Genomic DNA, 15,893 nt, shown 5'->3' with positions numbered 1-15,893 from the left:
GAACCGGCGGGCCTTTTGTTTTCCTGCCCATGAGCGGCTGGCTCAGCCGGCGCCATCGCCTTCGGGCTGTTCGTAGCCTTTGGCTTCCTGCTTGCCCTGCCGGCTCAAGGTCGGCTCCTTGGCCAGGCACTCCACCAGGTAATCGATGAATACCCGCAGCTTCGGCGGCAGGTAACGGGTCGGCGAATGCAGCAACCAGGCACCGCCATGGTAGGAGGCGAGAAACGTCCAGTCCGGCAGTACCTGCACCAGCAAGCCCTGCTCCAGGGCATGCCGCGCGGTGAAGTATGGCAAGCTGCCGATGCCAATATGCTCCAGCACTGCCCCCAGCCTTACCCCGGTGTGATTGGCCGCATAACGCCCGCGCACGCCGACGGTCACCGACTTGCTGCCCTTCTTGAACTTCCAGCGCGCATCACTGGGGGTTTCGCCCAGGTAAATGCAGCTGTGGTTGAGCAGGTCGTGGGGATGGCTCGGCGTCCCGTGCTCGGCCAGGTACTGCGGCGTGGCGCACAGCATATGGTCGATGGTCAGCAACTGGCGCCCGACCAGCCCCGCCGGCGGTCGATCGGTGATGCGGATGGCCAGGTCGACGTTATCGTCGATCAGGTCGATGTTGCGATCTTCCAATAACAACTCGACATCGACCTTGGGATAGCGCCGCAGAAACTCGGGCATATAGGGATGCACGACAAAACGCCCCACCGCCTTGGGCACGCTGACCCGCACCAGCCCTTCGGCCTCATGGGTGAATTGACCGCTGATTTCCATCACCGACTTGGCAGCGCTGACCATCTCGCTGCAACGCTTGAACACCTCCTCGCCCCCTTCGCTCAAGCGCAACTTGCGCGTGGTGCGTTGCAGCAGGCGAATCGCCAGCGCCTTCTCCAGCCGGGAAATGCTGCGGCTCACCGCCGACGGTGAAGAGCCCAGCTGGCGCGCGGCTTCGGAGAAGCTGCCGACCTCGACGACCTTGACGAAAATCGCCATTTCACCCAGCAGCGGAAGGGGGAGATTTATGCTCACAGCACAACAGTCCTTTGAGGTTTGAACGGATTATCACGCAATTCCGCCGCACCATATAATTAAAAAAGACATTTTAATAAGGGCACGGAATATGACGCTTCGCCTCTTTTTTCATAATGATGAACTCAAGGCCAACGTTGAAGTGCTCGAATGCACCCCGCAGGACAACGAATTCGCGGTGGTCCTGCGTGCCACGATTTTTCATCCCCAAGGCGGCGGCCAACCCTGCGATACCGGCTGGATCGGCGAAAGCCAGGTATTGCGCGTGGTCCAGGAACCCGAACGGATCGTTCATTACGTCAGCCAGCCGGTGCAACCGGGCATGGTCCAGGTCCAGGTCGATGAACAGCGCCGCCAGTTCAATACCCGCATGCACTCGGCCGGGCACCTGATCGGCCATTTCGGCGAAACCCGCGGCTGGGTCCCGGTCAAGGCCCATCACTGGCCTGGCGAGGGCCGCGTGTCCTTCAAGCCCGGCGACAGTCCGCAGGAACTCGACGTCGACAGCCTGCAGAATGGCATCGATCACTGGATTGCCGCCGACCTGCCGCGCCTGGTCTCGCTGCGTGAAGGTTCGCGGGAAATCGGTTTTGGCGAGCTTCCCGCCTATGGTTGCGGTGGTACCCACGTGAAGCGCCTGAAGGAATTGGGCAACGTCACTATCGCCTCCCTCTCGCAAAAGAAAGGAATGCTTTCGGTTCACTACCACGTGGACTGATTCATCGGCGGTGTCGCCTTGCACATCACGCGACGCATCGCCTGACACAGGGGAAACCCGCGTGCGCGGGTTCGACGACTATCGGATAGAGGGATCTGCAGATGATGCTTGACGTCGAGCGTCTCGATGAGACGTGCATAAAAAAACTGGCCCAGGAACAAGTGCTCGCCCTGCGCATCAAGAACTTCCTGCCGCACGCCCAGGCGATCCAGCTGGGCGACAAGATTCTCGCTCCCGGCTTCGAGGGCTACATCAACGCTCCCAGCATCGGCCGTATCGGCATGGCGTTTTACGAAGCGGAAAACCAGCCGCTGCTGATCGAGGACTATTTCGAGCGCGCCACCGCCAACATCGACGAACTGCGTTCGCGCTGCGCGCCCTACGCCTCTCCTGTCGACACCCTGCGCTGCATGCTCGACGAGTCCTGGCCCGCTGGCGCCCACCTGGAAAACCTGTACGGGCGCAAGATGTACGTCGGCCTGTCCCGGGTGGTGAAGCCCGGCGTGTGCTTCCTCGCCCATCACGACATTTTCGCCAAGGACGCCCCCGACAGCTTCCAGGCCCACAGCCTGGAAGCGCAGTTCGCCTGCAACCTCTATCTGAACATGCCCGAGGCCGGCGGCGCCCTGCAGATGTGGAATCACGATATTTCACCCGACCAGTTCGACGAGATGCGCGGCGACAGCTACGGCATCGATCCCACCCTGCTCGGCACACCCTCGCTGGAAGTCCGCCCGGAGCCCGGGGATTTCATCATGTTCAATTCAAGGCGCATGCACGCCGTCACCCCGGGGGTGGCCAACCCGCGCCTGAGCCTTTCCTTTTTTGTCGGCTATCGCGGCAGCTCGTCCCCCCTGACCTTCTGGAGTTGAAATGCTTTCCAACTATCTAGGCGAATTCCTGGCCCTGGCGACCATCCACTTTCTCGCCGTGGTGGCTCCCGGGCCCGACTTTGCCGTGACCATCCGCCAGAGCGTGCGCTTTGGCCGGGTGGTCGGGCTGTGCACGGCCATCGGCATCGGCGCGGGGATTTCCGTGCATGTGCTGTACACCCTGCTGGGGGTCGGTGCGCTGATGCACACCACGCCATGGCTGCTGAGTGTGGCCAAGGTGGTGGGCGGTGCCTACATTCTTTATCTCGGAGTCAGCCTGCTGCGCAGCAAGCCCAAGACTTCGATCGAAGGCAGCGATGCGGGTAATGATCAAGCACAGCGGCAGACTTTGCCCAAGGCCTTCATGACCGGCTTTCTGACCAACGCCACCAACCCCAAGGCCACGCTGTTCTTCCTGGCGATTTTCACCACGGTGATCAGCGCCACCACGCCCCTCAAGGTGCAGGCGCTCTACGGCGTGTGGATGTGTTGCGTGAACGCGCTGTGGTTCGTGATCGTCGCGCTGTTCTTTTCCAGCCCGCGGGTGCGCTTGCTGTTCATGCGCATGGGCCATTGGTTCGAACGGACCATGGGGGTGATCCTGATTCTGTTCGCCGGGCGCCTGATCCTGTCGATGTAAGCCTCCCAACGCCCTGCTCGATCGAGCCGCCGGCAACTGGCGGCTCGATCCAGACTTTGCTCAGTGCAGATCCACGGTCAACGGATGGATGACAGGGCCTGAAGCAGGGCTCCCTGCGGTTTTGCCATTTCATCCAGTACTGAAAAGTGCGTACAGCCCGGCACGTGAATCAGCCGCACAGACTCTCCTCTAGCCAAGGCCTGCTTGGCGTATTCATCGGACTGGCGGACCAGTTCCGACAGCTCGTCGGCGCCTACCGCGACCCATGTATTCGCGCCCTTGTCGATATGGTGCAGCGGGCTATACGCATCGATTTCCGCCTCCGAGAGACTCAGCTTCTCGTTCAGCCACGACAGGCTGATGGGTTCCAGGTCGACCAGTGCGCTGATGGCCAGGACATCGGTCACCCATGGGTGCGAGCGGAACTGCAGCGCCAGGTGTCCGCCTGCCGAGTGCCCGCTCAAGACCACCTTGTGCCCTGCGATCCCCAGCTGATCGGCGTCGGCCTGGAGATGCTCGAGCAGGCTGCCAATCTCGCTGACGATCTGGGTCATCGAGGCTTGCGGCGCAAGCGTGTATTCGGCCAGGACGACGTTGAACCCCGCCGCCAGGGGCCCGGCGGCGATGAATGCAAAGTCTTCCTTGCTGCAATTCTGCCAATACCCGCCATGGATGAAGATGAGCGTCGGGGCGTCGGCTTTTCCACAAGGCAGCCAGTCATAACGCTGTCGAGGCGCCGTGCCGTAAGACAGGTTGAGGCGACCGGCCGCAGAGGCATAGAAACTGGCGCTACGCGCCTGCAAGGCGGCGTAGATACCGGGGAAATCCGGCACCGCTTGCGTATTGTTGTACGCCGCATCGAGTTGGGCTTGATTCATGTCGCGATAGAGAAGGGTCATTGTCATCTCCGGTGGAAGGAATGTTTGAAAGGGCTTGGCCAGCGATCTGCGGTTCGTTCGGACTTATCCGTATTGGCCAGGGTGACTTCAGGGGATCGGCTTCGCTGTCCACGGCTGCTCTCTGTGCGAGGAGTGCCACGCGTGGTGGGGGTTGTAGGCAGGAAGGTGGGCAGAACGCGGCGCGAATGCGTTAAAGAGTGAGTGGAGCCCATGTCAGACGTAAATCAGTCGATTCTTAAAACTTATAGGATTTTTCTTACCAACCACCTTGAGCGAACGGGCGGCGCTGGGCGAGCTCAACCAGCGCCGCCATCGTTCGTGATGGGATTGTCGGAATGCTTTCCTAGTAATCAGTTCGTCGTGCTCAAGCCCGCGCAGGATCGCGTTGAGTATTCTCCAGCGCCTGGCGCAGCACCTGCTGCGTCAGGGGCTTGAACACCACATCGTCCATCCCGGCGGACAGGCAGCGCTGGGTTTCCGCATCCTCGGCGCTGGCGGTCGCACCAAGGATCCAGCAGCGCCTGCGCCCCTCCTCGCGCTCCTTCTGGCGGATGCGCAGGGTCAAGTCATAGCCGCCCAGGCGCGGCATCTGGCTGTCGGTGATCAACACGTCGTACTCGGCAGCCAGCCAGGCTTCCCAGGCCGCCTGCCCATCCTCGACCAGCGTCACGCGATGCCCCAGGACCAGCAATTGCTCTTCCAGCGTCAGCCGGCTGAACGCATTGTCTTCGGCGACGAGGATGTTCAGCGAAAGCGCCTCCGTGATCGCTTGTGGCACTTCTGCCGCGGCTTCGGCAGGCGCCTCGACCAGGGGCAGTTGCAGGGTCACGCTGAAGCAGGAGCCGATATCCGGCTCGCTGCTCAGGACGATGCTGCCGCCCATGAGTTCGACCAATTGCCGGGTGATATTCAGCCCCAGGCCGCTGCCAAAGGTTTGCCCGGCCTGGGCCGAGCCGACCTGGGAGAATGGCTGGAACAACCTGGCCTGATCCTCCTCCGAGATACCGATACCGCTGTCGATCACCTCCAGCACCAGGTGCAGATGCTCTGCCTCCCGGCGGCCCGAGGCATGCAGCGTCACCCTGCCCCGCTCGGTGAACTTGATGGCGTTGCTCAACAGGTTGAACAGCACCTGTTTCAAATGCAGCGGATCGATCAGCACCCATTGCTCCATGTCGCCCGTGAACTGCATCTCGAACGCCAGGTGCTTCTGCCGCGCCATGCCGACCACCAGGGGCGCGATAGCTTCAATCTGCGCCTTGAGCTGCACCGGCTCCGGTGCGGAATCGATCATGCCGGACTCGATCCGGGTCAGGTCGAGCACATTGCCGAGCAGCAACAGCAGCCCCTGCGCGGCCTCTTGCGCGATCGCCAGCGAAGCCTGGTCCAGCTCGCCCCGTTCGGCCTTCTGCTGCACCACTTCCTGCAGGCCGATGATGGCGTTCAGCGGGGTTCGGATCTCATGGCTCATGGTGGACAGGAACACGCTCTTGGCCTCGTTGGCTGCTTCGGCCTTCTCCCGCGCCAGCGCCAGCTCGCCTTCGGCCTGGCGAGTCTTGCGCACCTGGCGGGTCAGGTAGAAACCCCAGATCAGCGACAGCAGGACCAGCAAGCCGAATACACCGCCGAGCCGCAGGATATTACTGCGGTGATCACGCCAGAAATGGCTGCCGGTGGTAGAAATACGAGGTTCCCAATGCGCCACGATGTCCGCCACCTCCTCCGGGGTAATGGCGACCTGAGCCTTCTCCAGGATGCTGCGCAACTCTTCCTGCCCCTTCAGCACCCCAAGGCTGACCGGCCGGGAGAACTCGTCGAGAATGCCGATCACCCGCAAGCGATTGTTGAAACGCTGCGCGGACAGGAAACGGCCGGTGTAGTCACTGCCGATGAACGCGTCGCTACGTCCGTCATCGACACTGCGCATGGCCTCCAAAAAGTTGGGATAGATCTGTAGCCGGATATCTGGATAGTCCTGCTGGATGATCGGGTTGATGAAGTAGCCGGGGACGCTGGCCAGGCGCTTGCCTTGCAGGTCTTCAAGGCTATGAAAAGGGCTGCCCTGGGTGCGTGCGGATCGTGGTCCGGCCATCAGCACGACCGAGCTTCTCAGATAAGGAAGGAGGATATCCATATCCGCCTCGGTATCAGGATCTGCCGAGGTGACCGAGGTCATCAGGGTATGGCCCTGGGTTATCTGCGCCTTCATCTCGGTATAGTTCTGCGCCCGGACAGGGCGAAACGTCAGGCCGCTTCGCTGGCTGATCAACTTGAGGTAATCGGGGCCGATACCCCGTACCTGCCCACCGCTGTCCAGTTGCCCCAATGCTCCGAGAGAGTCACTGACGCTCACCGGGATTTCCGGGTGTGCCGCCAGCCAACGGTTCTCGGCGGGCGCCAGTTTCACGCGCTGCTGGGTCAGGCGCAGGCTGCTCCCCGCACTCCAGTTACGCAGGATCTTTTCGCTATGCCGCGAGCGTATGGACGGCAAGGCGCGTTCGATCACGCCATGCAATCGCGTATCGGAAGCGCGCACCAGGAAACCGAAACCACGGCTTTCCACCGGAGCGAAGTTTTCGATATGCAGGTCCAGCAGGTAGTTGATGTTGATCAGGTAGTGAGCCGACACCGCATCGTCGATCACCCCATCGACCTCACCCAGGCTCAATGCCTCGAGCGCGCGCAGCGGCGAGACAAAGGGCAGGACCTGGCTGTTCGGATAAGCGGCGGAGACTTTTTCCTCGGCACGATAGCCGGCAAATACGCCGAGCCGGGTGCCGGTTTTCTCTGGGTCGAAGGGGCGGCTCTCGGCTGTTACCAGCACGGGTTGGTTCGGTTCATAGGCCTGAGTCAGTAGCAAGCCGTGGTCCTCGGCATCCACCGCGGAGCCGCCGCCGACCAGGTCGATCTCGCCATTGTGCAAGGCGGCCAACGCCGCCTGCCGGGAAGCAAACAGACGGACATGAGGGGGGACTTCGAACAGCAAGGCCAGATAGTCCGCGGTGATTCCCTGAAAGCGATTGACGTCGAGCATGCCCAGCGGCGGGTAGTCGGGCAGTGCCACCCCGATCGTGAGCGGACCTCTGCTTGCCAGCCACTGGCGGTCTGCTTCGCTCAGCCATGGTCGGCTGGTCACTGCCACCCTTGCGATAAGCGAGATGTCTGATTCCTGCGCGAGTAGTAGCGGCGATGGAGCAAGTAACAGGCAGAGAACGACAATCCGACAGCACGCTGGAATCATGGAATACCTTCCTGGAATTCGAACCCCGGCAACCGGCGTAAGCGGGCCATTGCCCCACGAACAACAGCATCACCCTCTTATGGAAAGTGACGCTTTGATCTGTGGCAAATAGGGGATGGATCAAGAGTGATCCGTCGGTATTCTAGCCGGGCGCCGGCTGTTGTGAAATCAGCGGCGAGAACCTCTCTTGAGCGGCCTTCCATTTGCTCTCTGGCGCGCTCGGAAAAGCTGGATAACAGCGGGCTGGCGACAGAGATCCGGCCGGGCTGGGAACAGGTCGGCGAGCAAAAGGATTTGTGCCCGCCGCCAATAGCAATCAGTTGTAGTTGATAACGAAGCTCATGGTCGCATCGCCTTTGCCCGGTTTCATCTCGTCCCCTGTCGGAGCGTACTTGGCTTTGCCGGAGAATCGGTAAATGGAGCCATCGGCAGCATCCCTGTTCCAGTCGAGAGCGACGGATCGGGCGATGTCGAACGGCAACTTGACGCCCTTGTCGTTGACCAGGGAAATTCCCACCCCCGATGCGACACCGGACTGGCCCAGATTGGAAAGCTTGAGCATGCCGTCGGCCTGGGAGGTGCCTTCGAAGTAGACTTTCACCGGAACTTTTGCACCAGACGTCAACCCGCTACAGCGCACATCGAAGTTGAACGGCACCTCCCTGGCGCTACCATTCTTGATGTGCTGGATGGTTTGTTTACCCATCTGCACATTGACCGCCGCGCCCACCGACTCGCATCCGGAAAAATACACATCGTTGACCAGTTCGGTAGTGCCTTGCCCTTTGACCTGAAGGGCAGCACCTCCGGCTACCCAATCTATGGTGAACGCCATGGGTACACTTTTTCCTGACTCTACATCGCGGCCCGTGCGGATGATCCTCGTTACTAGATACGAAGGGAGCGCCTTACCTCCCAAGTTATGAAGCCCCTGGCTATAGAAAGGACACACCAAAGAACCCCACCAGTTCAAACAGAATTGAACGCCAAGGCCTTTGACACCTGTTTCATAAACCTTAGGTATCGCCGATGGTTTCAGTGCAGTACTGATGCGGATAGTGAGCTCCTGGTAATCATCAGAGCACGTAAAAGAACCACTCCAGAGCCTCACCTCATGCCTGGCAAGTTCCCCTCCAATAGGAGCTTCCTTAATGGCGGCCTGAGAGGGTAAAACGATGTCCAGCGCTCGCGGGATATCCGGATACGTACAAATTGCAAACGCCTCCCGAACAAACAGACCGGATAAAAACATCAAGACAAGTACCAGTTTTCGCATATAAATAGAATTCCTTCCCACGCCCCGTTAAGTGTCCGAGTACAAATCGATGATGGCCAAAAGAAGTAGCAAGAAAGTTTCCGTCGCTACCAAAAAGACGCCAAACCTCAGCCGGAGATAGTACTGTCGTATTTGAGGATTCCGCCGTAATCACCAATGACTTCGAATTCAACCTTGAGGTCGTTGGCCTGGACGCCGTTCGGCAGTTCGGGAATCTCGACCTGGGCAGTGGTGGTCGGCGCGACCATATCGATCGGTGCAGTGAAACTCTTGCTTCCCATCCGCAACGTGATCGCGGCAAAAGACTGATGGAAAGCCGATGGATTGGTCACTTCCAGATAGGGTTTGCCGTCTTTGGCCAGCAGCCGCCACTTGAGCTGTTGCGGGGCCTGCACGACCTTTCCCGGTAGCCCGGCTGGCCGGTAGAACAGCTTGAGACGCTGCTGCACGGCGATTTGCAGGGTATTGTCCTCCCGGGACTTTTGCGGGACCTCGCGCACGTTCAGCCAGAACACCGACTCCTTGTCGGTCGGCAAGCCCTTGCCGCTGTAGAGGATGCGCAGCACTTGCTGCTCGCCACTCAGGCGCTTGAGCACCGGGGTGAGGGCGAAGGGCACATCCTCGCTCTTGTCAGCCCCTTCTATCCAGGCCTGGAACATCAGGTCCTCGGCCGCGCTGTTCTTGATCACCAGGGAGGCTTGCTTGCTCGGTGCCGCAAGCACCACACGGGTGTTTTCCAGATTGATGCCAGCCTGGGAAGAGGTAGAAAAAAGCAGGGACAAGCTGGCCAGAATCACTCCGGCGATGACTGGAATCTTCACGGTAAATGCTCTACTCCGTGTGAATCGAACGGCTGAGGCCCAGTGTTTCGCCTTAGTGAAAAATATCGATGGCGCGATAAGGCCACTGTGCCGATATGAGTAACGTTCGAATGGATCGGGGGGAGGAAATTTACATGAGATAATTCTTATTATCAGTAGGACGATTCTCAAAATCCCCCTGATTCTGGGCCGTCGCGCCAATATCCAGCGCGGAAATCGTAAGCACAGGCAGCGCCCCCCAGGACGACTCCTTGGGTATTTGCAACCCTGAATTTTCAGGTCGATATGAATGTGCGGCCGTTATTTAAATAATATGACTGCTAACTTCATGCCCCATCGACCTGACTACCGACAAAAACAAACGCAATATAAAAATCTGGAGATCAAGCGAATATAAGTCGACTCCCTCAAGACAAATAACCGCCCCATCATTTATATCCGAACCTCAATTCCAACAATCACCACGCAAAACTTTCAGCGACACTGAAACTTCCCAATACCGCCGCGCCTCGCCTCCAAAAAAGAGGCTAGCCAGAAGCGGTCCGAGCATGCAGCCAAAACAAAAGCAGCGCGGGGTATGGCACAAAGCCCGTCAATGCGGCCCTTTTACAGCGTGAGGCAGGACAAGCCTCAACAGCAGCGAGCAAGAGCCTCCTGCCTCCCCATTCAAACAGGAAAGGGCTAACCACCAGTTAAGAAAGTTCTGGTTTTTTTTGCCCCCTGCCTTTTGCTTAATTAATCACCCCGGCCCAACCAGCAAATACAAGCAACTCCCAGAAGGCTCCACAGCCGCGCCAATTAATGCTTGAAGCAAACAAGTCAATCGAACATCGAAAGTATGGAACCCCCTTTAAAGCCCATGACTCGATAAAGGTTTTTCATACCCCATCCAAACAATCGGTCCCAAGTGCACGAAATCCAATTTGGTTGAGAGAAACAGCCCGCGATTGCGTATTGGCGCAGCACCCGACGGACCAAGCGTTCTTCCCTCCTTCCCCCCTCACCCCATGGCTTGGGAGGACTGACACACCGTCTTTCACGATCGCTCGGAGCAGGCCGTCACTCCTGCTCCGCACCCGTAGTACCCGTTCTGCTGGGGGGACCAGCAGAGTATTCATATAGAGGATGCACCATGAACAAAAGTTATGCATTGATCTGGAACCAGGCCACTGGTTGCTGGAACGTCGCCAGCGAAGGCACCCGACGCCGAGGCAAATCAAGCCGGCTCAAGGTCGTGATCGCCGCCGGCTTCTCGCTGCTGGGCCTGCTGGCTCAGGCCCCGGCCTTCGCCCTGCCGGGAGGAGCGGCGATAGTCGCGGGCGAGGCCGGCATTCACACCACCAGCGACGGCAAGCAAATGACCGTCGAGCAGCAGAGCAACAAGCTGATCACCCACTGGAACGACTTCAGCGTCGCCGGCGACGAAAGCGTCAGCTTCCATCAGCCCGGTAGCCAGTCGGTCGCCCTCAACCGAGTGGTCGGCACCAACGGCAGTGATATCCAGGGCCGCATCGACGCCAACGGCCAGGTGTTCCTGATCAACCCCAATGGCGTGGTCTTTGGCAAATCCGCCCAGGTCAACGTCGGCGGCCTGGTGGCTTCCACCCAGAACATCAGCGACAAGGACTTCCTCGACGGCACCTATCACTTCGCCGGCGACTCCAGCGCTGCGGTGAGCAACGCCGGCCAGATCACCGCCAGCGAAGGCGGCAGCGTCGCCCTGCTCGGCGCACAGGTCAGCAACAGCGGGGTGATCCAGGCGCAAATGGGTAGCGTCGCGCTGGGCGCGGGCAAGGACTTCAGCGTCAACTTCGACGGCAACGGCCTGCTCAACCTGCAGGTGAACGGTGCCGCGGTGGATGCCCTGGTGCAGAACGGTGGCCTGCTCAAGGCCGACGGCGGCCAGGTGCTGATGACCGCCAGCAGCGCCAGCAGCCTGCTGAAAAACGTGGTGAGCAACCAGGGCGTGATCGAGGCCAAGACCTTGCAGAACAAGGCCGGCAAGATAGTCCTCGACGGTGGCGACAACGGTATCGTCCAGGTAGCCGGACGCCAGGACGCCAGCGCCTTGGGAGGCCAGGGCAACGGTGGCGTGGTGGAAAACCGCGGTGCCCGGGTCGAAGTGCAACTGGCCGCGCAAGTGGACACCCGCGCCGACAAGGGATCGACCGGTACCTGGAAGATCCTCTCGGACGAGGTGAGCGTTTCCAAGGTAGACAACAGCACCCGCGGCCTGGTCATCGGTGGCGGCCTCAACGGCAACAGTGCAACAGGTGGCACCACCGGCGCTGCCCCGACCCTGCATGCCGATACCCTGGCCCAGAACCTGGCCCGGACCAACGTCGAACTGAGCAGCAAGGGCAACCTGTCGGTCAACCAGGCGGTTTCCTGGAACAGCGGCAACAAGCTCGGCCTGACCGCCGAACGCGGCGACGTCCAGCTGAACGCGGCCTTGAACGCCACCGGCGCCGGCGCAACCCTGGCCCTGAATGCCGCGCAGGGCGGCATCCGCCTGAATGACAATGTCGCGTTGAGCGGATCGGGAGCCAGCCTTGAGTTGAATTCCAAAAACGGCCACAGCCTCAAGGATGACAAGAGCGTCACCCTCTCCGGTGCGGATGCCCGCTTCAGCGCCAACGGCGAGGCCTATCAGGTGGTGCAGAACCTGAAGCAGCTGCGCGATATCGAAAACGACATGACTGGCCGTTATGTACTGGGTAACCAGATCACCGGCCAAGGCCGCTTCAAGACGCTTGGCGAAAAAAGCGCCTTCACCGGCAAGCTCGATGGCCTGGGCAATACCATCAGCGACCTGTCGATCTATGGCACCGGTGCCTTTGTCGGGCTGTTCAGCGCAAACCTGGGGCAGATCAGCAACCTGAACCTCGAACGCATTTCAGCCAGCGGCGCCGATTCCAAGGACTACAACACCCAGGTCGGCAGCCTTGCCGCGATGAACATGGGTAGCATCCGCAACGTCAAGGCCAAGGATGTACGGGTGACCGGGGCGTCTCACTTCAACACCCTGGGTGGCCTGGTCGCTCTCAACCTGAACGGCGACATCGCCAACTCCTCGGCCAGCGGCCTGGTGATCGGCAACAAGTACACCTATGCAATGGGTGGCCTGGTGGCCGAAAACGTCTCCAGCTCCGGCGGCGTGGCGAGAATCACCAATAGCCATGCCGATATCAACCTCAGGGGGCAAATGAACAGTGATATCAGAAACGCAGGTGGATTGGTGGGCTCGAACCGCGGAGTCATCGCCAACGCCTCCAGCACCGGCACGATCAGCCTTGCCGCCGCCAACCTGAACATCGGTGGCCTGGTCGGTGAGAATACTGGGGCTGGCAGCATCACCAACTCAAGCTCCAGCACTCATATCTCGGGTAGCCAGGCGCGTCGGATCGGTGGCCTGGTCGGCTCCAACCTGGGTTCTCTGACCAACTCTCACGCCAGTGGCGAGGTAACCGGCAACGGCACGGAAGCGATTGGCGGCCTGGTGGGCAAGAATCAGGGGGGGGCGATCGCCAACAGCTCTTCCAGCAGCAGCGTGTCCGACCTGTACGGTAAAAATGTAGGCGGCCTGATTGGCCACAACCAGGGCGGCCGCATCGATAACGCCTCGTTCTCCGGCACGGTAAAAGGCGGCAGGACTGCCAATATCGGTGGCCTGATCGGCCTGAACCAGGACAGTTCGGTCAGCAACAGCTCGGCCAAAGGCAATGTGTCAGGTTTGTACGATAGCAATGTGGGTGGTCTGATTGGCTACAGCCAGAACAGCCATATCGATAACGTGACCGTCTCTGGCGCGGTGAATGGCGACCGCAAGGCGAAGGTCGGCGGACTGATCGGTTTTAGTGAAGACTCCTCCATCGCCAACGCATCTTCCACCTCGATGTCCGTTACTGGTAGCAATAACACCTTTATCGGTGGCCTCGTCGGCTATAGCCAGAATAGCGATATCGCCAACTCATCGGTATCCACCACAGTGACCAGCGGCAGCGGAAGCCAGATCGGCGGCCTGGTCGGCTACAGCAAAAATACCGACATCACCAACGCCTCGGCATCCGCCACGGTGACTGGCATCGGCAATAACCTGGCCGGCGGTCTGGTGGGCCACTACGAGGATAGCCGTATCACCAACGCCTCGGCATCCGGCACGGTGAGCAGCGGCAACGACAGCATGGTCGGCGGCCTGGTTGGTTACAACCAACGTGGCGATATCACCAACTCCACCGCATCCGCCGCGGTGAGCGGTGGCGACAATAGCCAGGTCGGCGGCCTGGTCGGCAGACAACAGGGCAAAGTCACCAACTCCTTCGCCAAAGGCTCGGCCAAAGGCGGTCGCTATAGCAGCGTGGGAGGTATGGCCGGGTCGAATGAAGGGGAGATCCGCAACTCCACAACCACCAGTGACGTCAGCGGCGGTTATGGCGCGCGCCTGGGCGGGCTGGCGGGAATGAACTTCGCCAAGATGTACCAGTCGTCAGCAGGTGGCAAAGTCGATGGCTCTGCCTCCGCCGGACAATTCTACGGTGGCCTGGTCGGCATCAACTCCTGGTCGGAATTGCAATCCAACAACAGCGTCTTTGGTGAAGCGGCCAAAGTGCAGCCGGTTGGCCTGCAGTTCTAAGAGCAGAAACCCTGCCCCTCGTCATAGGGGAGCAGGGCTTGTTGTCTGAGTGAAAAAGAGGGGGGTAATGATTCAGCCGAATCATTGCCCCTCTCTTTTTATCTGGCCCCTCTCTGCGCCCTCCTCCCGTGCTCTACTTCTCGGCCGCGGCCTCAACAGGGTCGACACCCGAAACGCTGGACCGGGTGAGGCGGTAGATGGATGCGCAGTAGAACAGCAGCGCCAAGGTCGCCAGCAAGCCGCCGGCCAAGCCGACATAGGCGAACCCGAGCTGGCCCCCTACCCAACTGCCAAGCAGCGCGCCACCACCGATGCCGATGTTGTAGATCCCCGAAAACAGCGCCATTGCCACATCGGTCGCGTCCGGCGCGAGCACCAGGACCCTGGACTGCAGCGCCAGCCCGAAGCCCATGATCGCCATCCCCCAGATCAGGCTGAGCCCACCCAGATACGAAACCTCCCCGCTCAACGGCAGCAGCAATGCCAGGCACAGAATGAGCAAGGCCACCGTCACCAGCAGAAAGCGCTGTGGGCTGTAGCGGTGAAACCTGCCGAACAGTAGCGAGCCGATAATACCCGCCCCGCCGAACAGCAGCAGGATGAGGGTCACCACATCGCCACTCAAGCCGGCGACCACCTTGATGAAAGGCTCGATGTAGCTGTAGGCAGTGAACTGCGCGGTGACCACCAGGGCCGTCAGCACATAGAGCGCCACCAGCGCAGGCCGCTTGAACAATATTGGCAGGCTCCGGAGAGAACCCGAGTTCTGGCTGGGCAACAACGGCAAGCTCCTGGCCAGCCAGAACACCAGCGCAACGGCCAGGCCGGCGATCACGATAAAGGTGGTGCGCCAGCCCATGGCCTCGCCCAGCAACCGGCCGAGGGGAATACCCAGCACCATCGCCAGGGAGGTACCGGTGGCCAGCAGGCCCAGGGCCTGGACCTGTTTTCCCGGTGGTGCCAGACGCACCGCCAGGGATGCGGTGATGGACCAGAACAGCGCATGGGATAGGGCCACACCGATGCGGCTCAGCAACAGCATGCCGAAACTCGTGGCCAGCCCCGACAGGATGTGACTGGCAATGAACATTCCGAACAGCACGAGCAACAGCTTGCGCCGCTCGACGTTGCGCGTCAGCAGCATGACCGGCAGCGAAGTCAGGGACACTATCCAGGCATAGAGGGTGAGCATCAGGCCGACCCGGTCCGTCGACAGATCGAAGCTGCTGCCGATCGAGCTCAACAGCCCGACGGGAACGAACTCCGTGGTGTTGAACACAAAGGCCGCCAAGGCCAGTGCAATGACTGCCCGCCAATTACCCTTAGTTGTCGCCACGCAGATACTCATTTAAAGGTTGCACCACGCTATCGATGGTCAATCAGGCCCGGACCGTCGCAAACCCCGTGCCAAGCGCGCACTCACAAAGGCTGGGCGCACGGTCGGGAGCATGCAGGCGCCGAACAGGACTGCGCCAGCGTACAGGACAAGGGGAAAAACAGCGCCATCCCGCGCTACAGGGGACAAATGGACCGAAGCTCGGCCACTGCCGACAGAAACGAAAAAAGGGTCCCGAATGGGACCCTTTTTCGATGAACTACAGACCTTTGAAAATCTGTAGCTCTATGTTTGGAGCGGGAAACGAGACTCGAACTCGCGACCCCGACCTTGGCAAGGTCGTGCTCTACCAACTGAGCTATTCCCGCAAATGGCGTCCCCTAGGGGACTCGAACCCCTGTTACCGCCGTGAAAGGGCGGTGTCCTAGGCC

The 15,893-nt window shown here is 60.2% G+C and carries 10 protein-coding genes and 1 tRNA gene; 4 read left to right on the top strand and 7 right to left on the bottom strand.

Going from position 1 to position 15,893, the window contains the following annotated elements; all coding sequences use genetic code 11:
* Positions 1-42: 42 nt before the first annotated feature.
* Positions 43-1,026 carry a LysR family transcriptional regulator gene (locus PVZ80_RS07010; RefSeq protein ID WP_009047810.1) on the bottom strand — a complete coding sequence of 328 codons (984 nt, stop codon included), beginning with the start codon at positions 1,024-1,026 and terminating at the stop codon, positions 43-45.
* Positions 1,027-1,117: 91 nt separating this feature from the next.
* On the opposite strand from PVZ80_RS07010, the gene PVZ80_RS07005 reads away from it, so the two are divergent.
* The 3 genes from PVZ80_RS07005 to PVZ80_RS06995 all read left to right on the top strand — a co-directional run bounded on the left by PVZ80_RS07005 (position 1,118) and on the right by PVZ80_RS06995 (position 3,256).
* Complete coding sequence (locus tag PVZ80_RS07005) at positions 1,118-1,744, top strand: hypothetical protein (protein ID WP_009047809.1); 627 nt, start codon at positions 1,118-1,120, stop codon at positions 1,742-1,744.
* Positions 1,745-1,845: 101 nt separating this feature from the next.
* A complete protein-coding gene (locus PVZ80_RS07000; protein ID WP_009047808.1) occupies positions 1,846-2,616 on the top strand; it encodes a 2OG-Fe(II) oxygenase in 771 nt (256 codons plus the stop codon).
* A 1-nt stretch (position 2,617) separates the two neighbouring features.
* Positions 2,618-3,256 (top strand): LysE family translocator, encoded by a 639-nt coding sequence (locus PVZ80_RS06995; protein ID WP_016702183.1) that lies wholly within the window; start codon positions 2,618-2,620, stop codon positions 3,254-3,256.
* A 77-nt stretch (positions 3,257-3,333) separates the two neighbouring features.
* Here the strand turns inward: PVZ80_RS06995 and PVZ80_RS06990 are convergent, their stop codons facing one another.
* The 4 genes from PVZ80_RS06990 to PVZ80_RS06975 all read right to left on the bottom strand — a co-directional run bounded on the left by PVZ80_RS06990 (position 3,334) and on the right by PVZ80_RS06975 (position 9,493).
* Positions 3,334-4,155 (bottom strand): alpha/beta hydrolase, encoded by an 822-nt coding sequence (locus PVZ80_RS06990; RefSeq protein ID WP_273863586.1) that lies wholly within the window; start codon positions 4,153-4,155, stop codon positions 3,334-3,336.
* A 364-nt stretch (positions 4,156-4,519) separates the two neighbouring features.
* Positions 4,520-7,396, bottom strand: coding sequence for an ATP-binding protein (locus tag PVZ80_RS06985; protein ID WP_273863585.1), 2,877 nt, complete (start codon positions 7,394-7,396; stop codon positions 4,520-4,522).
* 316 nt (positions 7,397-7,712) lie between these two features.
* Positions 7,713-8,672: a fimbrial protein gene (locus PVZ80_RS06980; RefSeq protein ID WP_110176030.1), complete on the bottom strand. Its 960-nt coding sequence runs from the start codon at positions 8,670-8,672 to the stop codon at positions 7,713-7,715.
* 107 nt (positions 8,673-8,779) lie between these two features.
* Complete coding sequence (locus PVZ80_RS06975) at positions 8,780-9,493, bottom strand: fimbrial biogenesis chaperone (RefSeq protein ID WP_110176029.1); 714 nt, start codon at positions 9,491-9,493, stop codon at positions 8,780-8,782.
* A gap of 1,132 nt (positions 9,494-10,625) precedes the next feature.
* Here PVZ80_RS06975 and PVZ80_RS06970 point away from each other — a divergent pair.
* Positions 10,626-14,126, top strand: coding sequence for a GLUG motif-containing protein (locus PVZ80_RS06970; protein ID WP_273863584.1), 3,501 nt, complete (start codon positions 10,626-10,628; stop codon positions 14,124-14,126).
* A gap of 133 nt (positions 14,127-14,259) precedes the next feature.
* Here the strand turns inward: PVZ80_RS06970 and PVZ80_RS06965 are convergent, their stop codons facing one another.
* Both PVZ80_RS06965 and PVZ80_RS06960 read right to left on the bottom strand, forming a co-directional pair.
* Positions 14,260-15,474, bottom strand: a complete 1,215-nt coding sequence (locus PVZ80_RS06965) for a sugar transporter (protein ID WP_028683129.1) — start codon at positions 15,472-15,474, stop codon at positions 14,260-14,262.
* Between the two features lie 280 nt (positions 15,475-15,754).
* Positions 15,755-15,830 (bottom strand) — tRNA-Gly (locus PVZ80_RS06960).
* Positions 15,831-15,893: the final 63 nt, after the last annotated feature.

It is taken from the genome of Pseudomonas sp. B3G-3 (genome assembly GCF_028640915.1).
In the GTDB taxonomy this organism is placed as follows: Bacteria; Pseudomonadota; Gammaproteobacteria; order Pseudomonadales; family Pseudomonadaceae; genus Aquipseudomonas; species Aquipseudomonas chlororaphis_I.
This window is presented reverse-complemented; position numbering and strand designations above follow the sequence as displayed.

What these genes read in the sequence shown, in the direction of transcription:
- PVZ80_RS06990 (WP_273863586.1), bottom strand. Translation starts at nt 4,155, where the DNA reads ATGACCCTTCTCTATCGCGACATGAATCAAGCCCAACTCGATGCGGCG.
- PVZ80_RS06985 (WP_273863585.1), bottom strand. Translation starts at nt 7,396, where the DNA reads ATGATTCCAGCGTGCTGTCGGATTGTCGTTCTCTGCCTGTTACTTGCT.
- PVZ80_RS06970 (WP_273863584.1), top strand. Translation starts at nt 10,626, where the DNA reads ATGAACAAAAGTTATGCATTGATCTGGAACCAGGCCACTGGTTGCTGG.
- PVZ80_RS07000 (WP_009047808.1), top strand. Translation starts at nt 1,846, where the DNA reads ATGATGCTTGACGTCGAGCGTCTCGATGAGACGTGCATAAAAAAACTG.
- PVZ80_RS06995 (WP_016702183.1), top strand. Translation starts at nt 2,618, where the DNA reads ATGCTTTCCAACTATCTAGGCGAATTCCTGGCCCTGGCGACCATCCAC.
- PVZ80_RS07005 (WP_009047809.1), top strand. Translation starts at nt 1,118, where the DNA reads ATGACGCTTCGCCTCTTTTTTCATAATGATGAACTCAAGGCCAACGTT.
- PVZ80_RS06965 (WP_028683129.1), bottom strand. Translation starts at nt 15,474, where the DNA reads ATGAGTATCTGCGTGGCGACAACTAAGGGTAATTGGCGGGCAGTCATT.
- PVZ80_RS06980 (WP_110176030.1), bottom strand. Translation starts at nt 8,672, where the DNA reads ATGCGAAAACTGGTACTTGTCTTGATGTTTTTATCCGGTCTGTTTGTT.